The following is a 23663-nucleotide window of genomic DNA, read 5'->3' as shown; positions in this document are numbered from 1 at the left end:
GGATACATGTGATGGCCAAGGCTTTGCTCCCCGCTGTCGCAAGCATCACCTCGTGCTAGAAAAACACCTATATATAAAATAAGGATGCGGATAAAGTCGTTGTACTTCCTAACGAAGACAATCCACTAAAACAAAACACCTTATAGTCCACTAGATCAAACCAAATTCGTTTTTTTAAGTCCAACCCACAAACCGATATAACATGAAAAAGCATTTTTTTATACTTTCGATGATATCCTTGTTTACGATCGGCTGTTCCAACAATGACGACAACGATAAGGAAACAGTTCCGGAGGCCGAAGACACCTTTACCACCGAACAACTTTCGGATGCGGCCAACTACTCTAAAGAGAAAGGGGGAAGCGCCGTTTTGGTCATGACGGACGGCTCCGTTATTTTTGAAGATTACCATAATGGCGCCGACCAAGATACCGCGCCCCATATTTACAGTGCGACCAAGCTTTATTGGTCGGCCGTTGCCGCATTGGCCAAACAACAGGGCCTTATCGATTACGAAGAGCACGTTTCGAACACCATCACCGAATGGCAGGACACCGGTCTGCATCCGGGGAAAAATAAAATCAAGATAAAGCATCTATTGACCCTGTCTTCAGGACTCTCCCAGAATTTTTTAACCCTATCGGACGAGAGCGATAGATATCAATATGCCATTGACGAATTGAAAATGGTAAGTACCCCAGGGGAAAAATTCTCTTACGGACCGAGCAACTATTATATATTCGGGGTTCTTTTAGAGCGAAAATTGCAAGAGAAGGGCATTTCCCAAAACCCATTGGAATACCTTGAATCTGAAATTTTCGATAAAATCGGATTGGAGTATGACAGTTGGTCCCATGACGAGGCCGGAAATCCCAACATCCCCAACGGTTGCCATTTAACCCCGAGAAACTGGGTGAAGTTCGGACAGTTTATGATCGACAAGGGCAACTATAACGGCACGCAAATCATCGAAACGTCGCTGTTGGAAAATATGTTCGTTGCCACGGGTCCCAATCCGGGACACGGTAATTTTTGTTGGTTGAACAATGTAAACGGTTATGGGCTCAATCCCCTAGATGCCGCCCCCGATGGTTCATCGGGCGGAATTATGTACTACCATGGGTACACCGAAATCATTGGCGGTTTGGGATCAGGAAAAAACAGGATGTATCTCATACCCTCGCTCAAAACGGTTATCATCCGACAGACCACACTTGATGAAGATACCTTTGAGGACCATGAATTCCTAGAATTTTTATTGAACTGATCAAGGCGCAACACAGCGTTTAAAAAAGTGAAAATCCCCTACCTGTATGGCGGGGGATTTTTCTTGTTCTTAATGAAAACTGATTCCTGATTTGGCCCAAGTAATTTTTAAATCGTCTAGGGCCCGCTGAAACCGATCAAAATCTTTATTGTGGGTTTGGGTCCACCCTACCTCCGCATAGGCTGCCAGCCTCGGAAAAATTTGCTTTTCCATGCTTTCTACCGTTGGGATCCATTCACTCCACATTTGGGTGCCCGAACCTAAAATACGCGCATGGTACTTTTGGTCCAAGCCTTTAGGAATGGGATCAAAGGCGTAGGACTTTGACAGGGGCAGTCTTTGGTAGGTATAATCCAAGTAGGTATCCCAGTGATTCGAATTCACCACATCATACCCCTCTTGAACCGCCCGATTGATCAATTGCAAATCGCCTTTCCAAAAGTGTACGATGGCCGATTTTGCCAGTTTCTCCGTTTGAACCGTTTCTTGCTCGCGTTCCCCATGTATATCATCGCCCATAATTTCATTCCACCCCATCATTCGTTTTCCGGCATTGTCGATATAGTTCGATATTTCATTGGTAAAGTAAATCTGTAAATCAGCAGGGCTACCCAAGTTCTTTTCCTTCATAAAGCTTACGATATCTTGATGGGTCTCCCAAGGCGTATAGTTCACCTCGTCTCCCCCGATATGCACTACGGAACCTGGAAAAAGGGCCATTACCTCATCGAGGACATCCTTGAGAAAGCGCACTACCTTTTCGTCCCCAATATTGAAGGAATCGTCCATTTTTCCGAATACGGCTGGAACTTCGGTTGTGGTCCCCAAGGTCCCTAGCCAGTGGTAAGCCGCAATTGCCGCCATGGCGTGGCCCGGCATTTCTATTTCGGGCACTACGGTGATATGCCTAGCCTTGGCATAGGCGATGATTTCCTTGATCTCTTCTTGGGTATAAAAACCTTCATGGGGTTCTTTTGTTCTTTCCTCACTCTTTCGGCTCACCTGGGTGTTCTTTCTTTTGGAACCGATTTCCGTGAGCTTCGGATATTTCTTTATCTCGATCCGCCAGCCTTGGTCATCGGTCAGATGCCAGTGAAAGGTATTCATCTTCAAGAGGGCCATTTGGTCCAACATCTTTTTGACCGTCTCACTCCCCTTAAAATGCCTGGATTCATCCAACATAAATGCCCTCCAAGGAAACCTGGGAGTATCGCTTATTTCCAAAATTGGAAGCGTAACCCCCTCCACGGGTGCAGCATAGCCAAAATCTGGGGGAAGCATCTGTCGCAAGCTTTGGATGCCATAGAACACCCCTGTATTGGTAGCGGCTTTAATGGTTATCCCCTTTTTTCCAACCGATAGGATATAGCCTTCCTCGCCCAACTCCGACAACAGGCTTTCCTCTAGAAAAAGACCAATACCCTTGCCCTTGCTCTTTATTCGGGGCGATTGCCCAAAGCCTGTTTGAAGCACTTTTGCCAAATAGCTTGCTTCATTTTCCAAGTTTTCAGCGCTTATTATGGAAATCTTGCCCTTTAATTGAAAGGAACCTTCTCCATATGCCACTGACGTAGGCTGGGGAATGATAGTGACTTCTTCCCTAGCCTGCATTGAAAAAACGGAGAGGACAAGAGCTATAAAAAAGGAATTGGAAAGCTTCATATACTATATATTTTTATGTACTGTGTTTTGATTCTACTTTGTGTTTTAAGTGATACTAGCCTTGGTAAACCACTGCGCCGGACTTAACCGTCCTTACAATTTCGATGGTATTGGCGCGCCGTTCAAAGACGATGAAATCCGCGCTAGCCCCTTTGGTCAACCCCAAGGTTTTATTGGCCCCTAACCACTCCATAGGTTTTACGGAGGCCATATCCAGAGCTTCCGACAGGGGAAGAATGCCCGAATTCGTCAAATGGTCTACGCACCAAGCCAGGGACTGGGCGGAACCGGCCAACATTTTTGGCTCTTCCTTCATAAACAATCGACCTTCCTTGTTCAATTCTATCTGTCCTCCAATATGGCTATCGTAGGATCCCGGCGCGAGGCCGGCAAACTTTGTACAGTCACTCACCAAAATGCAGCGCCCTTCCTTTACCTTGACGAATATTTCTAGCATGGCCTTGGGCAAATGAAAGCCATCGGCGATAATAGAGGCCCATAGCTTGTCCGATGCCAACTGTTCCCAAATGTAATTGTCGTGCCTGGGCAAGGATAAATGGGTAGCATTGCCCAAATGGGTCGACATGGTTGCGCCCGCCCCTATGGCGGTCTGTATTTGCAACGGACTGGCGGCAGTATGCCCGATGGATACCAACACGCCCGAAGCCGTACATTTTTTTATAAACCCTTCGGCTTCCGGCCATTCGGGGGCCATGGTCATTAGCTGTATCCTGCCTTCGGCCAATTTCTGCCAAGAACGGAACAGCTCCCAATCCGGGGCTTTTATATGTTTTAAAGGATGTGCGCCCCGTGGACCGTCCTCAGCCGATAGAAAAGGGCCTTCCAAATGAATCCCTCCGATGGAGGCGTTCACCCTTTCGTCGGCCTTACAGGCGGCAACAATGGCCTCTATGGCCTCGGCTATGCCTTCGTCGGAATTGGTGATCAAGGTCGGGAAATAGGTAGTGACCCCGGCTTCCCATAAAAAACAGGTGAGCTCACAAACCTCATCGGCCGTCAATAGGCCACTATTAAAGTCGATTCCCTTGAATCCATTAACCTGAAGGTCTACCAAGCCTGGGGCCAAATGAAATTCGCCCTCGGCAGCAAGGGACTCTTTCACCTCCACTATCATTCCCCCATTAACACGAATGTCAATAGGCTTTCCCGTTTTGTAATGCTGACCTTTAAAATTCGTTTTCATTACTTTAGTTTTTATCCGTCTTCGCCAAATTTTTATGCAATTCCAATACTTCTTCCGGTACTTCGCCCTTGTTCAAAAATCCGTATAACGCAAACAAAAAGAAGGAAACCAAGGTAGGGGCACCGATCTCTAGGCCAAAGGAATCTATGGGAAATATTTTAAGAAGTATAAAGGTCACCAAACCGCCCACAATGGATATCAGGGCCGCCCTTCCATCGCTTTTCGCGAAAACGGGCAACAGGCCTAGGATCATAGGGATGGAGATGGGACCCAAGAGGGCGCCGAACCAACTGATGATCAAGCCGAAAACACCCCCAAAATGACTGGAATTCAAGGCTACTACAATGGTAAGCATCGTAAAACAAAAAGTTGTCAATCTCGCCAATTGCAATAGTTGTTTACTATCGTATGTCCTTATGGCGGGAAACAAGACCGGAAGAATATCACGACTGATAACGGCGGAAACCGTATTTGAGTCCGATGCCGTCATAGACAGGGTATTCGCAAAAAGTGAAGCAAGAACGAGTCCGACCAAGCCCGTAGGGAGAAATTGCTTTACCATCATTCCGTAAGAAAGTGTGGGATCCGCCAGGTTCTCTAGAAAAAGAGGCGAGGCGAACATGGGGTAGAACAAGACCAAGGGCCAAATAAAATAGAGTATGGACGATAGAATGGCCGCCTTCTTTGCCGTTTCCCCCGAAGTGGACGAGATAAAACGCGTAGCCAGGTTCCAAGTGCCCCCGCTATAGCTAAAAAAGTTGATGATCAAGATAACGATGACAAAGCCAAAGGTATAGGGGCTATTAAAAAAGTTGGAATTTTCGGCAGGTAAGCGATCCCACATCGTAAAGATACCTGCGATACCATCATCTAATTTCATAATGATCATGACGAACATGGTGGTTCCGGCAAGCAGCTGTACGATAAACTGTCCGAAATCGTTCCACACATCCGCCCAGAGCCCCCCTATGGTTATATATACGAGGGAAATAGTACCCACCAAGATAATCCCGAAGGTTATGGAGCTTCCGCTGAACACATTCAGTAGAACGGCTATGGCGGCAAGTTTTCCCCCTGTGTCGAAGATTTTTATGATGGCCCCCGACCAGGCGATCAACTGTTGGGTTTTTAGGTCGTAGCGCTTTAAGAGGTATTCCGTAGGGGATTGTATCCCGGAGAAAATCCGCAGCCTCGACCAACGGGGCGCAATGTAGAATGCGGCCAGGAGGGTAGCAAGGCCCACCGTAAAGGCCCACCACACATAGAGACTAAAGCCGTGGGTATAGGCAATACCGGCATAAGCCACGAACACGGCCCCACTATAACCGGAAACATGATGCGAGATACCCGATAGCCACCAGGGTAAATTCCCCCCGGCCGTGTAAAAGTCGGCAGCGTTCTTTACCCGAAAATAAGACCATAGGCCAATGGACAAAAGCATTAAAAAATACAATGATAAAACAATCCAATCGAGTAGCTGCATCTTACTTATTTAGGGCAAAAATTTGGTTTTACGATATTCATCCACGACTAAGGTTTACCTTATTTTAATTTGGCCAAACGGTCATAGAGTCCTTTCACGGGCTCGACCCTTAAGGCATTTTGCTCTTGTAATTCGGCATCGTATAGAAATCCCTTATTGAGGTCTATAAATCGTTTATCGAGGTCTTTGGCATCCTTTAAAACCTGGTCTAAGGCCTTAAGCAGTTCGGGGGTATCGGCAACGGAAAACCCTTTGGAGTTATAGCGCGCCTCAATGTTTTTAAAATCCAGATAGTGCATCCTTAAATCGGCCATCAACTTAAAATGTCCAAATTCCCTGATGTTCTTTGAGGGCGTGACACTGCTTATGGCCTCCCTTATCTTTCCGTAGCGCTCCTTCACTTCTTCAATACTGCCACTCTTTGAAGCTTTGCCGTTGGTAATCGGTTCGGGGTTTGCCGAAAAGAAGTCCCAAAGTTTTTGACTATCGGCCCGGTTCAAGCCGAACCTTTTCTTGCCGTAATCCCTGACAAAGGCTTCGATATCCAAGGGTTCATCGGTTTTCAGGGCATGGGCATAGCTGGCGATAAGAATACGAAAGCCCGCCATAGGATAGGTATTTCGCATTTGCACCATATCCATCACATCATAGCCTACGTCCCATGTAAAGCCGTATACGCCACTGGTAGACCACGAAGTCATGAACAGGCCTTTATAGTTGGCTTCCCGGGCGTAGGGAATAAAATCCCGTTGGTTTTTAAAATGGGTCATCCAGCCCGTTCCGTACCAGTTATCGGGATGGGAGCGGATCGCAGGGGAGCCCCAAAAGGTGAAGCCCAACTCTTGAAGTCCGGCCACATCCCCAAAGTGATTGGTTTTCCAGCCGTAGTTCCAGTCGATAAAAATGGTTTCCTCGGGCAACTCGGCCGCAGCCTCAGGATATTTTAAAATGATATCGGCCCAAATAATCGGCTTCTTTCCCAAGGCGATCACCGCCTCGGCCACCATCTTCATATGGTCGACGAACAATTTCGACTTTCCCTCTTCCTCTACCTTTTTCTTACACAAGGAACAATGGCCCAACAAATAAGTCTCATCGCCACCAAGGTGTATGTAATCGGAATTATGGGTTTCCGACAAATCGGCCAATAGATCCGAAAACAGCTCTATGTTCGCCTCCACCTGCATGGGGCATAATTGCGAAATATCCTTTCGGTCTTCCTTTAAGATGCTGTACCGGGGGTTTCTGAGAATATACTCTACATGGCCCAAGCTCTGTTGAAGTGGCACGACCTGTATGCCTAGACTATCGCAATGGGCCACAAAATCTTTTATCTCTTCACGCGTGTAGGAGTACTTATTTGAAATGGTAGCGTGATTTTTAAAGGGATAGGTTCCCTCCCACTCCATCACCAAGGTATTGATTCCGAAACCGGAAAGTTCCGTAGCAAAGTCCTTTAAGGCCTGGGGGGTCATTACCTGAATCCGTAGATCAATATGAAAACCCTTAACGGCAAAGTCATCCGTTCGTTTATTCCCCGATGTCTGGGCCTGAAAGTGCAAGGGCATCACAAGGAGTACAAGCCACACCGCAATCGAATATAAAATATGTTTTGACCTCATAGGATAGTTCGTTCTTTAATTTAAAAATTTAACTCGACACCTTTACCACCCCTTGGTAGGCATCCTCATCGAAATAATATTCGCAATTGGCATGTGTTGCCAATATCGAAGCCGGACATTCGGTAGTGATCGGCCCCAACAAGGAGTTTTTTACCGCTTCGCTCTTTTTAGCGCCCAAAACAATACAGAACAGCTTCTCGCCCCTCATTAGGGCGGGAATGGTCAAGGTCAAGGCCTTTTCAGGCACTTGGTCCAAGTTGGCGAAACAGCCATCGTTCACCTGTTGCTGGCGACATCCCTCGTCAAGGGTTACAATCTTGACCGTTTCGGGGTCATCAAAATGGGCTACCGGGGGGTCATTAAATGCAATATGGCCATTCTCGCCAATACCAGCGCAAACCATATCTATCGGGCCTTCGTTGACCAGTTTTGAATATCGGTCGAGCTCTTCGTCCAAATCCGTATGGGGGTTTATCAAAAACCGCTCCTTTAGGCCTACTTTAGAAAAAAGGTGGTCTTCGAGGTATTTGGAAAAGTGTTGTTGTGCCCCTTGGGGCAACCCGATGTACTCGTCCATATGCAGGGCGATGATTTTATCCCACCGAATGGATCGGGATTGCGCCAAGTACTCCAACATGGCATCTTGCGAAGGCGCGGCGGCAAAAATAATACGTACCACCTCTTGTCTTTCCTGCAATTTTAGGATATGTTTTTCAATTGCTTTCCCGGCAGCTGTACCTGCTTCGGTCCTAGAAGGAAAGACATTAATTTTCTTTGCGTAATCTAGCATTTTTATTTCTGTTTTTTATTGCGCTTAGGCCACATCTTTTATGAGCCTATAAAATTTCGATTCTGTCGATAATGATTTCGACCTCTTGGTTGTTCGATGGACTACTTCCTTTAAAAAGCCATAAGTTTATTTTTAATCTTTCTTCCTTGTCGGGCGGAATATCGGCACCCTTGTACACCCAGTGATTTAGGGGTTCTTCTAAACTTACATCGACATGCCCGTTGAAACTGGCAAATTCGATACGATCGGGTTTCCAATCGAAAAAGTGGGTCGACAAGCCATTTTCCATTTCCATATTGAACCGGAACTTGTTGTCAACCACTGAAGACGGCTGTACGGCAAACTGCGAATTGTCATTCTCGGTTTTAGACCATTTCGAAAATTCGATATCTATTTCCTCGGTATCGTTTCCGTACACGAAAAATCCCGCGACCGCATTCTCATCGATTTGATCCAGCCTACTCGAGGCATACATAACATACTTGGTATACCCGTGCGACCGTAGCAAGCTTATTCCGGAACAATACCAAATGCCTTCCTTTTTGATAATCTTCAAGTGCAAGCGCCCCTCATCGTCTACCCAGACATTTTCTTCGGAGTCTAAGAAGTAGTTGGGGCCTGGCCCCTGCTTATCATTATTTGAATTACGGACCAGCCATTGGTGCCCGGAAAACTCGATGATCCGATTCGATTGTTGAACCGGTGTTTCTTGGGGGCCTTCCGGGCCACTACAGGCTTTAAGGGCAAAAAGGTCAAGTACTACAAAAAGACCGAACATACCTTTTCGTAACATAGCATACATTTTGTCTTTTTGTATTTGCATGGGAATATTTAAACTTATTACTGAATAAGGATTTCCAAGGTGAACGGTTCTATGACCGACCCAACCCTGTCTTTGGCCGATAAATCAATCTGATCCGCACTACCCGATCCGTTATTGATGTAGACCAAGTTCATCAAATCGATATCTTGCTGGGTAAACTTATCACCCACCTGCAAGGTTTGTGCCCCTTTGATCAACCATCCGTTTTGAGGTATCCCTTCTACGGTATAAATGATATCACCGTTGGAAGCCCCCGAGATTTCAAGAACATCGGAATTCCATACAAAAGCTTCACCCGTGTTTACGCTAAAACCATTGTTTTTCTCCAATTCAAGAAAACTGTTGCCCGAACCTAGGGTGGCGATCAACATGGGCATATTAAAATCGGTATTTTCCTTAGAACCAAATTCGTCCGTTTCGTTGGTACCCGCCTCACCGTCTAGCATAAAGGCCACACGTTGCATACCGCCCAAACCGGTCACGTAATCCGTTAGGTCATAGTTAAACGTGCTCACCTTGGTGGTCGTAAGACTGGCTATCGGGTCATCGGTAGGGAAGGTGGCATTGTCAAAGGTGAGTCCCATTTCGTTCCACAGCGTATCCTGTACGGCATAGAGATCCAAGGCCACCCCTTTGGCATGGGTGAACTTTACCGCTATCTCAAGTTTTATATCGGTAATTACGCCTTCTTCGTCAAAATCGTTCAAATCGAACATTAAAAAGGCCTTTCTATCATAATCGCCGTTACCATCGACATTCTTGACCTTTAAAAGCACATCGGAACCAAAATTGACCCCAGACTGGCTTCCACCGTTGACGTAGGTATCGTGTATGGGATAAATGGTATCGGTTTTTACGGTGGGATCAGGAACGTTCAGATCGCCTGAAGGGGCCGAAAAATACACTATGGAATTTACCACGTGTACCACATCGCCCAAAGGCTCTATGTTCGAGCTGTAAATCTCCCATTGTTTGCTCGTACCTTCATTGATAAGTCCAATAAAGTTACTGTTATGCGACAAATACATGGTTTGCCCGTTCTCGGTGCTATAGGGCAAAGGCTTATTGTTCTCGAACAGCTTCGGGTCGGTAAACAATACCTTATCATTTACAATGTGGTATTTGAGGGCGTTGCGCAAAATAGGCAAAGGCACATCGTCTATAGATGCATAGGAATTCGTCTCTAGATATTCGGAAAAAGCGGTATTGGTAGGCGCTATAAAGGTCCTCGTTTCGCTATCGCTAAAGAAGCCCTGTAATTCCGCTCGTACTATGGCGCTTTCGAACATGGACAAGGAGGTATCCCTTTTAATAAATTCCCAAGCGGAAATCTCTAACTTACCGTCTATACCCGACTCTTGATAATCAAAGTTTTCTTGGATCTCACAGCTGTAAACCCCACCTATGAAAACAGCGGCAAGGAGAACGGGTTTTGTGAATTTTATGATATGATTTTTCATGTTTTATTTTTTTATTGAACACATAAATGAACCGGATTCTAGTAAAAAGCGTTCTGTACGAGTTTAGGGTTTCTATTTAGGGCGTCTTCGTGCAATGGCCACACCAAGTTGGCTTCATCACTTAAACCATTGATCGGCTTCATCACCTCAATGGCCTTACCGGTCCGCACTAGGTCGAACCAACGGTGTCCTTCAAAGGAAAGCTCTATGGACCGCTCGTGTAAAATGGCCGATTCCACATCCCCATAGGCACTTATGGCATCGTCTTGGGTCAACTCGGCCAGACCTGCCCTGGTTCGAATAGTGTTCAAGAGTCCTAAAGCTTCATTTACCTGCCCCAATTTATTATGGGCCTCAGCCTTTAAAAGCATAATATCGGCCAATCGGACCATTACTATATTTTTATCGGAGGGATCCGGACTTTCGTCGTTGAACCCTTGTCCGAAAAACTTCCAGATTTTTTTAGGCTGCTCTGCCGTCACATCATAAATAAGGTCCATTCTCAAATCGCCTTCCTCAAAGGAATTTCTAAAGGTCTCACTGGGAAAATAGTGGCTATCGGAGCCCAAGGCGTAAAGCACCCTTAAATTGTTGGTCTGTGTTTCATCGTAACCGATCTCAAAGATGCTTTCGTTTGAAAAACCGGTCGAAAAAATCTTTGACCAATCCCCTATCCCCACCAAGGAGTACAAACTATTGCCCATCACTTTTTCGGCAGCGTCTACGGCCTCTTCGTATTTGTTCCTCCACATATACACCTGGGTAAGCAAGGCATAGGCCGAACCTTGGGTAATCAAGAGGCGATCTCTTTCCCCTCCAAAGCTCTCGCGACAATTGTCAGCGGCAAACAATAAGTCCGCTTCTATTTGGTCTAAAATAGCTTCTTTATCCGTTTTTTCGACAAAGAACCCTTGTTCCGAACTTTCGTAGGGTTCCAATATCATGGGTACATCGCCCCACACACGTACGGCATAAAAGTAAGACAAGGCCCTGAGTGCCCTTGCCTGCCCCACCAACTGATTGCTAAAATCGTTTCCGGACTCAAAAACACCCGGTACGTATTTTATGGCATAGTTGGCCCGGCTGATGGTTTCATACAGATTGTTCCATCGGGCGGAAGTCATGGTTTTGTTCAAGGCATTCTGCTTCATGAGCAATGGGTCGCCCGAGTGGTTTGTATCGACCGCATCGGCCCTACCCTCTCCCCAAAAGGAAAAGTTCAAGGAAAATGTAGATTGAACGGCATCGTAGATACCGTATACCCCGGCCTGGGCATCACTTGAGGTCTGGTAGAAACCCGAGGCGGAAAAACCGCTTTGGGGATCCTTATCCAATATATCGTCGGAACAAGAAAATATTCCTGCCATAAGAATGAGCGAAAGTATTTTTTTATAATTTTTCATGGTCCTTTTTTTTAAAATTGAAAGTTTAATCCTGTCATGATGGTACGGCTCTGTGGGTAGGACCCCTCGTCAATACCGGCGCGCAGGCCATTATAAGAGTTTACGTCCGGATCAAAACCGGTATACTTTGTCCAAGTAATCAAATTGGACGCCGTTACGAACACATCAAGTTTACTAAGTCCGAATGAACTGATCAACTTAGAAGGGAAGCTATAGCGCAGGTTGACGTTCTTTAGCTTTAAATAAGAACCATCTTCTACCCATCGGCTCTGTACCCGACTATCGGATTGCATAGGGTCGTCGCGAACCGGTTTTGGAAAATCGGTAACATCGCCCTGTTCACGCCATCTATCGAGTGCATCGGTAGAAAGGTTGTTATAGCGGACCACTGAATTTCTTTGATGGTTGATCTCGCTATAAATATCATTGCCATAAGAGAACTGCATAAAGACGCCAAGACTAAAGTTTTTATAGCTAAAGTTGTTCGTGATCCCCCCAAAAAAATCAGGCTGGGCATCCCCGATAACCTCACGGTCGTCTTCATCAATGATATTGTCGCCGTTAAGGTCGTTCCATATAGGGTCGCCCCCTTTGAACACCTTGCCCAGGGCCCCGTTGGTAATACCGTTTACATTGTCCTCATCACGGGCATATACCCCGTTGAACTTCCATCCGTAGAAGGTACCTATCGGCAATCCCTCCTGTAAGATATGATAGGTTCCGTTCTGTATATATCCATTGGTCAACAAGTCGTCGGGCAAATCTTTTACCACGTTACGGTTGGTGCTGATATTAAAATTGGTATCCCATTTAAAGTCACCTACCAAGTTACGCGTAGAAATCAGGAGTTCTACCCCTTTATTTTCAATGCTTCCTATATTCTGCGTGCTATAAGCGAAACCAGAAGTTCTAGGTATAGGTACGTTGTACAACAAATCGTTCGTTTCCTTTAGGTAGACATCCGCATTGACCGTGAGCCTGTTGTTCATAAAAGACAGGTCCAGGCCCGCATTGTATTGGGTAGTGGTTTCCCAGGTGAGTCCAGAATTCGGCATTACCGATGGCGATGCCCCGGAATACCCCAAATAATTGGTGCCCACTAAAAATTCACCTTGGGAAGTATAGTTTCCTATGGCTTCGTTACCCGTCTGTCCTGCGCTAAACCTTAATTTTCCATCGGAAAGGAAATTTACGTTTTCAAATATATTCTCATCGGAGAACCTCCATCCCACGGAAGCCGAAGGAAAATAACCGAAACGGTTATCCTTACCAAAACGCGAAGAACCATCGGCCCTCAGGTTCATCTCCAGCAAGTACTTGCCTTTGTAATCGTAGGACAACCTTCCGAAATACGACAACATGGAGTGTTGGGTATGGATGTTGGCCTCTTGTCCGGAAATGGTTCCCGCCGCATTTAAGGTGATGACGTTATCACTAGGAAAAAACATTCCCTCAAGGCCGGTACGCTCATAGTTCCATTCCTGAAAACTAAAGCCCGCCAAGGCGTTAAGGTTATGCCCCTTGTCGAAGGCCTTGTCATAGGTCAAAAACGTTTCGTTGCCCCAAGTCAAGTTGTTGAGCGAGCTGGTCGCCCCAGAATTGTAGCCTTCCCGATAATCTAAGGAAGATGGAAGGAACTCGTCTTCCTTCATATTGAGGAAGTCTAAGTTCAGGTTACTGCGCAACTTCAATCCTTCAAAAAAGGTAAATTCACCGTATTGGTTACCGATTACCCTATTGGTCTTGTTCAAATGCGTTGCGTATTCGGCGAGACCTACGGGATTTCTTTTTCCAAATTGATACCCGTTCAAAGAACCGTCGGGCAAATACATGGCATAGGATGGCGGTCTGATCAAGAGTTCACGGACCACACTTAAGTTACCCGTTCCCCCCGCGTTTATTCGGTTGTTCACCCCGTTCGTATAGGAAATGCTCTGACCAATTTTAAATCGGTCGGAAACATCAAAATCAACATTTAAGCGCGAGGTCACCCTTTTGTAGTTGGAATTTAGGATGATACCGTCTTGATCCAAAAAGGAAGAACTCCATGAATACTTAGCATTCTCCGAACCACCTTGTACCGATACGTCTACCTTATATTGTGGCGCGACCCGCAACAATTCTTCTTGCCAATCGACATCACCATTGTTTTTAGGGTTCAAGGAATCAATGACCGTCCAGTTCGGCTCAACGGGATTGTCCATATTCAGGTAAGAATCTATAATCACCTGTCGGTACTGGGAGGCGTTCAAGACACTGAGCTTTCTCGTAATCTGGCTCGTACCCGATGTAAAACTGATATTCACCTGGCCTTTGCCTTCCTTTCCCCTTTTGGTCGTAATCATCACCACGCCGTTTGCGGCACGGGAACCGTAAATTGCGGTAGAAGCCGCATCTTTCAGAACCTCGATGGATTCAATGTCATTGGGATTGATATCGGAAAGCGGGTTCAAACCGAAGTTTTCCGTTCCGTTCAACGAAGAAAGGGAATTCGATTCAACGGGTACCCCGTCTATCACGTACAATGGGGAGTTTCCCGAGTTCAAGGAAGAATTCCCCCTGACCCTTACCGTCATACCGCCACCGGGCGCCCCGGAATTGGAAACGATCTGTACCCCAGCGGCCCGTCCTTGTAAAATGCTCAAAGCATCCTGTTGGTTGGTCTGGGCAATATCTTCCACACCGACGGACACCACTGAACCCGTCAAGTTCCGCTTCTTCTTTTTACCGTAGCCTACCACGACGAACTCGTCGAGTTGATTGGCTACCAGCTGTAAAGCAAGGTCCAATTCTTCCTTTTCACCCACTTGGATCTCTACAGCTCGGTAACCCATAGAAGAAAAGCTCAATACGGCTTCAGGGGAATTTACTTTTATTATATACTTTCCATCAAAGTCGGAAGCCACCCCATTTGTGGTTCCCTTCTCCACGACACTGACCCCGATAAGAGGTTCACCACTCTCTTGGTCGGTAATTTTCCCTACTATCCGAAGCTCTTGCGAAAAGCCAAAACCATGAAGGAAAAACAACATCACCCAAAGAATACCAGTCTTTAAGAAGAACTCTCGACTACCGAAATGCGAACGATCGGATTTACTTTTTTTACTCATAAAACAATGTTTAACTGGTTATTAGAAAAGAACTATCAACGCCTAATGATCTCAAATATAAAATTAAGATCGAATTAATGCAAACGTTTGCATAAAATAACTGTAAAATCTCCTTAAATTTTATTCCCACTTAAGAATAATTGGCTAAAAAATGTTAAATTTGCAATATATTACATCATAATATACGTTTAGAGAATATTTCTTCTAATTTGAGATTGTAAAATTTACGCAAACGTTTGTTAAAATTTACTTATGGGGAATTCCAGAGTTACCTTAAAAGATTTGGCAAAGGAGCTGAACTTATCGCCTTCCACGATTTCACGGGCCATCTCGGGGCACCCTGCCATTAGCGATGCCACACGTAAACTGGTCCAGCAAAAGGCAGACGAACTAGGCTTTACCCCCAATTCCATTGCCTCGAGTTTTAGAAAAAAGAAAACCCAGTCCATCGGTATTATCGTTCCCAAGATCGATATACACTTCCACTCCCTGGTCATTAGTGGTATTGAAGAGTACGCCTATAGCAAGGGATATAATGTCACCATTTTTCAATCGAAAGATTCCTTCGAAAGGGAAAAAGAGATTACCCGTATTTTACAAAACAGGATGGTCGAGGGCATTATCATCTGTCTTTCGAACGAGACCAAGTCGTATGCCCATTTTAAAAAATTCGCCAAATTGGGGGTACCCGTAATTTTCTACGACCGCGTCCCGACCAATTTTAACGCCAACAAAATTGTCATCAACGATTACGAATCGGCCTTTAAGGCAACGGAGCACCTTATCCAACAAGGCTGTAGCCGCATCGCCCATATCGCCGGAAACCAGTCGACCCACATTTTTAAAGACCGCTTGGAGGGCTATAAAACGGCTTTAAAAAAATATAAGTTGCCCATAGACCCGTCCCTTATTCTAGAAACCAAGAACCTGACCTACGAAGAGGGGGCCGAATGCGCAAAAAAAATGCTGGCCCTACCCGAATTGCCCGACGGATTGTTCTGTTCGAACGATTATACGGCGATCAGCGCCATTCAGGTCTTTCAAAAGGCCCATATCAAGGTTCCCGAGCAAATAGCCGTAGTGGGCTTTAGTAATTACCCCATATCAAGGGTCATAGAACCCAACCTTACCACGATTAACGACCGCGCCTTTCAAATGGGGCAGGCCGCCGCAAGCCTATTGATCCGACAGATAGACGATACCGATAGTTTTGTAGAGTTCGAAACCATTACCCTCAAGACCGATTTGGTGGTCAGGGCTTCCTCAATGAGAAAAGAAAATATCCCCAATACATAGTTTATATCTATGGAGGAGACACCTTCAAGAAAAGTGAATCGAGTGAGCGAACATCTCCATAAAGATAGTGGAAAACCAAATGAAGAAAGCCTTTAAAATTCTAAGGAAAAACTGCAAAGCAAGATTGAACCCGTTCTATTCTTAATATTTGGCCTTGACCTTACAAATTCCGATCCGCGATAAATATCCCTGCCGCTTCAGCTCCCCTGCCAATTGTATTCCAGGTCCAACAAAGTTAGCATTCGGCAAAAACAGGGAGCTTACAGCTTTACCCATTAATTGCCAAGAATCTCCAACTCTATCAGTTCACTACTCATTTGGGTTCGTTGCATTCCACTTACTTCAAATAGAGCATTGAAGCTGCTGGTTTTTTGAGGTAACTTTTCTTCCAAGGTTTTAAGCCAGGTTGGATCGGTAAACAAACGCAAGGTAGCCATAACCCCGATATCGTTATTGGACACAAAAAAAAGGGCGCGCTTGTCCGGACTCAACGAGGTAAAGGAAACTAGGGCATATTCAACCTTTTTATCGGGTGCAAATTGTGTCGTATAAATTTTCTCCTTCCCCTTGGCATTAACCTTAAAACCATCACCATAGGTAGAAAAAACCTTACTATCCCTTAAAAAGAACGACTTGGAAAGATTCATGGTCTTAAATTGTCCGATAAATACAATATTGTTTTCCTTGATATGGTTAAGCGCAAGATTACTTTCTAACTCAATCTTAAAATTACTGTCCCAGCTAAAAAACCATTCATCTAAATTCTTAATACCGTAAGGTGCCATTTTCGATACCAGTGTAAAATCCGTCATTTCCAATTTTCGGTCTGGATATTCCTTTTTAAACGCAAATAAATCTTCATCGCTGTTAATCTTAGAATACATCGTAGGGTGCTTTTCACCTTGGATATTGGTATGCATCAGCATGTACTGGTCCGAAATGACCACGAGAGTTTTATCCCCATTTTTCAAAAAAACCTCCCATAACGCCGGTGGACTGCCCAAATAATAAGATATGCCCCACATGGCCCCAAAGGCCAATAACAGAACCAAGCCTATACCCTTGACCCATTTTAACGGAATTTGAAATTCAAGCGACCTCTTATGCCTGTCATACTCTTTTTTGGAAATAAAGTCCAAATTGTACTGTCCCTTTTTGATTTCGAATATTATTTCGTTTTGCACATTCTTGTCCGCATAATAGGCTACCAATTTTTTTCGGAGCTTATACATGTGGGTTCGCACGGCCCCATCATTTTTGTCGTTCACATAGTTCTTGCCAAAAAGGTCGGCCCCAATGGTGTATTCCTTGATGTCTTCTTTCTCAATCGCCTTTTTAACCAAGTATTGAAGCAATTGTTTATACACTAACGAATTAACAAAAATGGGATGGGCGCATAAATCGTTAAGCGCTTTTTCGATTGTCTTTTGGTCTGGTTCGGATATCATATCCCTCAAATATAACCTTTGTTTTCAATTTGCTTACACTCTCCCCTCCAATATGGGTAAATGACAAATTCAATCACATTAATTTGATTTTCAAATAATTACACATTGTTTCCTCAAAAAATTAACAGTTAAAGCCACAGTATCCTATACAGTTCCCTTACTGTATTTCTTGTAATTAAATACGATGCTACGGTTTACATTGCATATTACCAAGCGGTGTTACTACAACCCCCATTCATTTTTTTTAAGGGCGAATTCCAAGTATTTGTCGTGGCAGTTTTCATAAAAAATAAGAAGGACAGGAGAACATGGGGCCATTCGATAATTCGAATACATTTCCAAGCCCCGGGAACCATGGGCATAAAATTATGGGGATCATTTAAAAGAGGAAGCTGCTATAGTACATCTTATAAAAATCAGAACCGTGATCAATAATTGACCAATAACCAAAATAGACCTTAGATGCTTACCAAACCTTTTATTTTACTTCTTGGCTTCATATGCCTATCATCTGAAATATTGTTCGCCCAAAGCCTGGGCTACAACAACAATCGCGTTGCCATTAGTGCCGATGGCAACAATCAAGCGGACAAGCACCCTGAAGCCCAATGGCCCCGTGCCGACCCAGATGATTGGGGAGGCACGCCAGCTGCTTTGGCCATGATCGCAAAGCTCGGACTACAGGATAGGCTCGTACATTTCTCGTACAACAATTTTATTGCGGCGCCGCCACATACTTCCGAAACCAATTACATGGCTGACGGGGTCAAGGGTGCCATTAAGCGGTGGAATTTCGATGCTACGCGTTTCTTTGATGTTTCTGAAGACAATGCTACCGCAATTACACATTTGGCAGAAGCGTTGAAAAAATCAACAGCTACAGACCCTTTGTATTTCATTCATATGGGACCTTCCGAATTCTTTTACAGAGCGGTAAAAGAGGTTGTAGATGATGGCCATTCAGAAGCTTTGGCCCATGTGTATGTTATTTCCCACAGTGGCTACAATGACAATCACTTGCGCAGAAAAGCGCATCACACCATGAAAGAAACTATAGCCTTAAGTGGAAATCGCATCAAGTACAAAAAAATAAAAGATCAAAATGCATGCGATAACCCTAGCAAACTTTGGTGTTCCAACACAGACTTCGCTCCATACCACTGGATGAGGGACCATTCGGACCCAGATATCAATTGGCTATATAGCAGGACGCTGTTCCATCCACAGAATAAAGGTGCCGATATCTCCGATGCCGGTATGGTTTGGTACCTACTTCTGGGCGACGAAGATGGAAACCTTCAAAAATTTCAGAAATTTATAGGAGATGGCATTACCCCTTTACCAGAATGCAAAGACACACACCTCATAGGGGTCAAACATTTTGAAATGTTACAAATAGGCCCGTTTGTAACACCCTATAAAGACCACTCCAGAAACGCGGTGGCGATTGACGCCGTTGTATATAAAAATGAATTTGCGGCAACCCAAAAGGTTTTTAAAGGTATTACCGACCATTACAATATCACCCTTACAACACTTACGGAAGAAGATGGGGAAAGTACCTATAGGCTGAAAGTAGACGGTAAGTTGATCGGTGAATTTCAAAATCCCGAAACCGCTCGTGATATGGCCCCTTATTCCCGAACTTTTAAAAATGTACCGGTAAAAACGGGTGATATAATCCAAATTGAATCGAACACCCATTCGAACGGCAAGATACCAGAAGACGATGCCTATGCCTATGCCCGTGGTAGATGGAGGTCTATTTCCTTTGAGTGCACCCCAGATCGGTCCGGAGAAGAAAAAAAGGGTTTAGTGGTTTTTGAAGCCGAACGTTTTGAGTTAAAGGGCGCATGGAAACTTGGAAAGGATACCGAAAAAGCCTCAGGCGGCGCCTTTATTTATTATGATGGGCCGAACACCTACCAACAGGTCGACATGGACCATGTTATTTCGTACACTTTCAAGATAAAAACCCCTGGGAACTACACCATAAAATGGATGATGAGACAGCCAAAAGGGGAACGCGGCACAGATAAAGGCAATGATATATGGATTCTCTTAGCCGACAATCTTGGATATGCCAAAGAGCTACAGCTAAAACATTTCGAAAAATATTACGGCCGTAGCGATGACAATTTTACCTTAAACGGCGTAGCAGAAATACATGGCGCCGGACATGGATGGCTAACAGGTAGATTTCCCAAAGCTGGAGCATACACTTTGCATATTGGCGGTAGATCTCATGGTTTGCAAATTGATAGGTTCCTCCTCTTTAAGGGTATGACCATTGATGAGGTCAAGTCCATTCTTATAGAATAAACTCCGATCAAAAAAAATAGGAAAACCGCCCCTGTCGTCATTACCATACCCAAGAACTACCCTTGGCTCACAAAACGAACCTGATAAATCTGAACCCGACTTCCTGAAACATTTTGCACAGGCATTTGCGAGCGCTTCAAGGTAGCCTCCGTTTTTTTTGTGAGGCCTGACTTTTACTAAGCATGGCGCCCTGTAAGATTTTTGAATCGTCAAAAACGCCCCTTGCAGACTTACTATTCGACATTATTAAACACCTAATATATTATATCCGTAAAATATTAACACATTTTAAGAAATATGATCATATGTTATGCTCATTAAATCATATGAAGCCGTCATCTTAACATAGAATTGGCTTTTTTGTATCACCAACTTTAACTACAACTATATGAGATTCAAGTTACATTTTAAGAAGAAAAACCAATTTTTTTTAGTCCCCCCCATCAACAGTCCCAATTATGTCAGCATGCCACTCCCCATAGCTACAACGGAAGGCATGTTTATGGAACTAGAACATCCCATGGCAACGAGGAATAACAACTACGGTTGTTTCCCTTGCATTTATGGCAAATACACTAACAAATGATTTATGAGAAATAGCAATACAATGAATAAAAAATGGAAAGTTAGGTTTGGGAACAATTCTCCCCGCTTACTCCTGTTTTTGTTTTTCATGGCCACCCTATCTGCCAGTGCACAAACAAAGACCATTACCGGTACCACCAAAGATGCCGATGGGATAGAACTTCCGGGAGTAAACATCATTGAAAAAGGGACCTTTAACGGTGTTGTTTCCGATATAGATGGTAATTATTCGATACAACTCAAGAATGACGAATCAGCCACATTATTATTTAGCTACATCGGCTTTAAAACGGTAGAGGTAGCGGTAGGTATCCAATCCACCATTAACGTAACCATGGAAAGTAACGCAGAACAACTTGAAGACGTGGTTGTTGTGGGTTACGGAAGTCAAAAGAAGGAGACGGTCGTTGGCTCCATCACACAAGCCAAAGGAGAAGAGCTGTTAAAAGCGGGCAGTGTAACCACCATATCAGAAGCCTTAACAGGACTTCTACCGGGCGTTACAACCATGCAAGCAGCAGGCCAGCCTGGGTCTACGGCCGCCAACATCTTGATTCGAGGCCGTTCTTCATGGACCGATAGCTCTCCCCTTTATATGGTAGATGGGGTTGAACGTGATTTCAATAATCTCGACCCTAATGAAATCGAGTCGATCTCGGTATTAAAAGATGCTTCCGCCACTGCGGTTTACGGGGTAAAAGCTGCAAACGGGGTTATCCTTATAACCACCAAACAAGGTCATATCGGGAAACCTAAAATACAGTTTACGGCCAATGTAGGTATGAAATCACCTACCATCGACACCGATTACGCGGCCGATTATGCCACGAACTTGGAGTATTACAACCTTGCCCAACAAAATGACGGCAACTACGATAAGCTCGTTCCCCAGTTTTATATTGACAGATGGAGGGACCCTGCCTATGCTGACAACCCATATTACCAATATACCTCCTTCATCAACTCATTGATGAAAACAGGCTATACCCACCAGTACAATTTAAATATAAGTGGCGGTAACGACCGTGTAAAATACTTTACTTCGTTCGGTTATAATTATGACGGGGATATTTTTGATTTGCAAAAACAACCGGAATTCGACCCTCGTACCTATCAGCATCGGTTTAACTACAGGACCAATTTAGATTTTAACTTCTCGAAATCTACACTGTTCAGTGTAAAGCTTTCCGGCGATATGACCAACTGGAACGGAAATTTCAACACTAAAAACACAAATGGGGGGATTGCAGGTAATGGCGGGTCAATTATGCAACGTATGTATTCTACAGCCTTGATCAACGCCCCGGCGGTATACGAAAATGGCAGGCTGGGATACGACTACAACAACTCCATCAATGTCAATTACTTAGGAATGATGGAACGCGAAGGTTCCTATGGCAAAAAAAGCAACCGCCTTTTTACCGATTTCATTTTAAAGCAAGATTTGACCGAGCATGTTTACCTGTCGGGAAAACTGTCTTATAACTATTATAGGAACTACCTATCAGAAATCAGCAAAAGATGGAACGACGCCCCTATTTACTACTACGTTCCCTCCTCCGATGGTTACAACCCTAATTTAGACGGTAACGGAAACGTTATACAAGAGCCTATTACCTTAGATGATTATGAAAACCCCGCAAAATTGGGCAACGAAGGTATAGATGGTTACAACAGTAGTATCTATTATGAATTAAACCTTAACTACAACCAAAGTTTTGGAGACCATAACGTTAGTGCCCTGGGCCTATTTCAGCGCAGAAAAGACAAATCGGGAGCGAACTTTCCACACTTCGAAGAAGGCTGGGTAGGCCGTGTAACTTATGGCTATAAAAACAAGTACCTCTTTGAGTCTAACGGGGCGTACAACGGAAATGAAAACTTTGCTCCCGGAAAACGTTTTGGTTTTTTCCCTTCCTTGGCCCTTGGTTGGGTAGTTTCGGAAGAAAATTTCGCCAAAAAGAACCTGTCTTTTATTGATTTCTTCAAAATCAGGTACTCTTATGGAAAAATAGGCTCTGACAAAGGTTTGGGCAATAACAGGTTTGCCTACATCAGTTCGTACTCTAGTAATCAGATTCGAATGGCATATGGTTATGTTCCCAACATTACCGGAAACCAAAATGCGGACGGACTTTATATCTATTCGGAAGACGATCCGCCAGTACTAGATGTTTCGTGGGAAACGGCAACCAAACAAAACCTCGGTTTTGAATTCAACGTATTGCGAAGCAGGTTAAGAACAACGGTCGATCTGTTCAAGGAAGACCGCGAAGGCATCTTGATGCAAAGAAGAACGATTCCCAACTGGTATGGAAACGCCAATCCTTATGGAAATATAGGAAGGACGAAAAACCACGGTATCGATATTGAGTTGGAGTGGAACGATTATTACGAGAACGGTTTCGCATATTGGCTTAAGGGAAATCTTTCGATTACCGAGAATAGGATTGTCGAAAGAGACGACCCGGCCCCTACCCCCGACTATCAAAAAGAAGCGGGCAAACCCATTGGATGGACCAAGGGAATGTTAGGGACCGGCCTTGCGCAGAACTGGGACGATGCCTATGCATACACCCCTTCGGCCCTGCTTCCCAGTGGATATATACCCGGCGACCTTACGTATAACGACTACAACGCAGATGGCATCATCGATAAGAACGACCAAGTTTCAATAGGTGACCCTTCTTACGCCACCAAATCTTTTGCCTTCTCTTTTGGGCTTTCGTACAAAAACTGGAGTTTAACCAGCATGTTCAACGGCATGTACGGTATTTCGAAGCAACTATCCGCCAACTTCCTATATGCTTATAACACAAACTCCAGTCTCGGGTTTATGTTAAAGAATAATGAGCAAAAAGATGCGTGGACACCGAACAATACCGATACCGACGTACCTGTACTACACACCTCCGAAACGGACCACTATAAAGAAAGTAGCAACTACACTTATAGGAACAGCACCTTTGTAAGGCTGAGAAATGTGGAATTAAAATACAGCTTACCCAAATCATTCCTTGAAAAAATAGGGGGCTTTGACAACTTCGAATTTTATGTAAATGGAAACAACCTGTACACTTGGCAATATCTTCCGAGGTCATTCGACCCCGAGGCCAATAGATTAGAGGTATACCCCATTACCAAAAGATACAACGTAGGCTTAAGGCTTTCATTTTAAATATGAGAAA

At 44.5% G+C, this 23663-nt stretch carries 14 protein-coding genes; 4 read left to right on the top strand and 10 right to left on the bottom strand.

What is annotated here, in order from left to right:
• The first annotated feature begins 202 nt into the window (after nt 1–202).
• A complete protein-coding gene (locus ZOBGAL_RS15815) occupies nt 203–1267 on the top strand; it encodes a serine hydrolase domain-containing protein (RefSeq protein WP_013994684.1) in 1065 nt (354 codons plus the stop codon).
• Nucleotides 1268–1336: 69 nt separating this feature from the next.
• Here the strand turns inward: ZOBGAL_RS15815 and ZOBGAL_RS15810 are convergent, their stop codons facing one another.
• Genes ZOBGAL_RS15810 through ZOBGAL_RS15770 form a run of 9 tightly spaced genes read right to left on the bottom strand, consistent with a single transcriptional unit; the run spans nt 1337 to nt 14824 of the window.
• Nucleotides 1337–2929, bottom strand: coding sequence for a beta-N-acetylhexosaminidase (locus tag ZOBGAL_RS15810; protein WP_013994683.1), 1593 nt, complete (start codon nt 2927–2929; stop codon nt 1337–1339).
• Nucleotides 2930–2984: 55 nt separating this feature from the next.
• Nucleotides 2985–4133, bottom strand: a complete 1149-nt coding sequence (locus tag ZOBGAL_RS15805) for an N-acetylglucosamine-6-phosphate deacetylase (protein ID WP_013994682.1) — start codon at nt 4131–4133, stop codon at nt 2985–2987.
• Between the two features lie 4 nt (nt 4134–4137).
• Nucleotides 4138–5616: a sodium:solute symporter family protein gene (locus ZOBGAL_RS15800; protein WP_013994681.1), complete on the bottom strand. Its 1479-nt coding sequence runs from the start codon at nt 5614–5616 to the stop codon at nt 4138–4140.
• A gap of 59 nt (nt 5617–5675) precedes the next feature.
• Complete coding sequence (locus ZOBGAL_RS15795; protein ID WP_013994680.1) at nt 5676–7238, bottom strand: family 20 glycosylhydrolase; 1563 nt, start codon at nt 7236–7238, stop codon at nt 5676–5678.
• Nucleotides 7239–7266: 28 nt separating this feature from the next.
• On the bottom strand, nt 7267–8028 hold the full coding sequence (locus tag ZOBGAL_RS15790) for a 6-phosphogluconolactonase (RefSeq protein ID WP_013994679.1): 762 nt from the start codon (nt 8026–8028) through the stop codon (nt 7267–7269).
• Nucleotides 8029–8074: 46 nt separating this feature from the next.
• A complete protein-coding gene (locus ZOBGAL_RS15785) occupies nt 8075–8821 on the bottom strand; it encodes a glycoside hydrolase family 16 protein (protein WP_148560722.1) in 747 nt (248 codons plus the stop codon).
• A 47-nt stretch (nt 8822–8868) separates the two neighbouring features.
• Nucleotides 8869–10311 carry a CBM96 family carbohydrate-binding protein gene (locus tag ZOBGAL_RS15780; protein WP_013994677.1) on the bottom strand — a complete coding sequence of 481 codons (1443 nt, stop codon included), beginning with the start codon at nt 10309–10311 and terminating at the stop codon, nt 8869–8871.
• A gap of 38 nt (nt 10312–10349) precedes the next feature.
• Complete coding sequence (locus tag ZOBGAL_RS15775) at nt 10350–11714, bottom strand: RagB/SusD family nutrient uptake outer membrane protein (RefSeq protein ID WP_013994676.1); 1365 nt, start codon at nt 11712–11714, stop codon at nt 10350–10352.
• 11 nt (nt 11715–11725) lie between these two features.
• Nucleotides 11726–14824, bottom strand: coding sequence for a SusC/RagA family TonB-linked outer membrane protein (locus ZOBGAL_RS15770; RefSeq protein ID WP_013994675.1), 3099 nt, complete (start codon nt 14822–14824; stop codon nt 11726–11728).
• Nucleotides 14825–15076: 252 nt separating this feature from the next.
• Between ZOBGAL_RS15770 and ZOBGAL_RS15765 the strand changes: the two genes are divergently transcribed.
• Complete coding sequence (locus tag ZOBGAL_RS15765; protein ID WP_013994674.1) at nt 15077–16120, top strand: LacI family DNA-binding transcriptional regulator; 1044 nt, start codon at nt 15077–15079, stop codon at nt 16118–16120.
• A 275-nt stretch (nt 16121–16395) separates the two neighbouring features.
• On the opposite strand, the gene ZOBGAL_RS15760 is transcribed toward ZOBGAL_RS15765, so the two are convergent.
• Nucleotides 16396–17568, bottom strand: coding sequence for a helix-turn-helix domain-containing protein (locus tag ZOBGAL_RS15760; protein ID WP_013994673.1), 1173 nt, complete (start codon nt 17566–17568; stop codon nt 16396–16398).
• A 462-nt stretch (nt 17569–18030) separates the two neighbouring features.
• Here ZOBGAL_RS15760 and ZOBGAL_RS23720 point away from each other — a divergent pair, with 462 nt between their 5' ends.
• Nucleotides 18031–19890 (top strand): hypothetical protein, encoded by a 1860-nt coding sequence (locus tag ZOBGAL_RS23720; RefSeq protein ID WP_013994671.1) that lies wholly within the window; start codon nt 18031–18033, stop codon nt 19888–19890.
• Between the two features lie 589 nt (nt 19891–20479).
• On the top strand, nt 20480–23653 hold the full coding sequence (locus ZOBGAL_RS15745; protein ID WP_084724363.1) for a SusC/RagA family TonB-linked outer membrane protein: 3174 nt from the start codon (nt 20480–20482) through the stop codon (nt 23651–23653).
• Nucleotides 23654–23663: the final 10 nt, after the last annotated feature.

It is taken from the genome of Zobellia galactanivorans, from assembly GCF_000973105.1.
In the GTDB taxonomy this organism is placed as follows: Bacteria; Bacteroidota; Bacteroidia; order Flavobacteriales; family Flavobacteriaceae; genus Zobellia; species Zobellia galactanivorans.
This window is presented reverse-complemented; position numbering and strand designations above follow the sequence as displayed.

Bases quoted from the DNA above. Each gene is read 5' to 3' on its own strand.
- ZOBGAL_RS15815 (WP_013994684.1), top strand. From the start codon at position 203: ATGAAAAAGCATTTTTTTATACTTTCGATGATATCCTTGTTTACGATC.
- ZOBGAL_RS15810 (WP_013994683.1), bottom strand. From the start codon at position 2,929: ATGAAGCTTTCCAATTCCTTTTTTATAGCTCTTGTCCTCTCCGTTTTT.
- ZOBGAL_RS15805 (WP_013994682.1), bottom strand. From the start codon at position 4,133: ATGAAAACGAATTTTAAAGGTCAGCATTACAAAACGGGAAAGCCTATT.
- ZOBGAL_RS15800 (WP_013994681.1), bottom strand. From the start codon at position 5,616: ATGCAGCTACTCGATTGGATTGTTTTATCATTGTATTTTTTAATGCTT.
- ZOBGAL_RS15795 (WP_013994680.1), bottom strand. From the start codon at position 7,238: ATGAGGTCAAAACATATTTTATATTCGATTGCGGTGTGGCTTGTACTC.
- ZOBGAL_RS15790 (WP_013994679.1), bottom strand. From the start codon at position 8,028: ATGCTAGATTACGCAAAGAAAATTAATGTCTTTCCTTCTAGGACCGAA.
- ZOBGAL_RS15785 (WP_148560722.1), bottom strand. From the start codon at position 8,821: ATGTTACGAAAAGGTATGTTCGGTCTTTTTGTAGTACTTGACCTTTTT.
- ZOBGAL_RS15780 (WP_013994677.1), bottom strand. From the start codon at position 10,311: ATGAAAAATCATATCATAAAATTCACAAAACCCGTTCTCCTTGCCGCT.
- ZOBGAL_RS15775 (WP_013994676.1), bottom strand. From the start codon at position 11,714: ATGAAAAATTATAAAAAAATACTTTCGCTCATTCTTATGGCAGGAATA.
- ZOBGAL_RS15770 (WP_013994675.1), bottom strand. From the start codon at position 14,824: ATGAGTAAAAAAAGTAAATCCGATCGTTCGCATTTCGGTAGTCGAGAG.
- ZOBGAL_RS15765 (WP_013994674.1), top strand. From the start codon at position 15,077: ATGGGGAATTCCAGAGTTACCTTAAAAGATTTGGCAAAGGAGCTGAAC.
- ZOBGAL_RS15760 (WP_013994673.1), bottom strand. From the start codon at position 17,568: ATGATATCCGAACCAGACCAAAAGACAATCGAAAAAGCGCTTAACGAT.
- ZOBGAL_RS23720 (WP_013994671.1), top strand. From the start codon at position 18,031: ATGCTTACCAAACCTTTTATTTTACTTCTTGGCTTCATATGCCTATCA.
- ZOBGAL_RS15745 (WP_084724363.1), top strand. From the start codon at position 20,480: ATGAGAAATAGCAATACAATGAATAAAAAATGGAAAGTTAGGTTTGGG.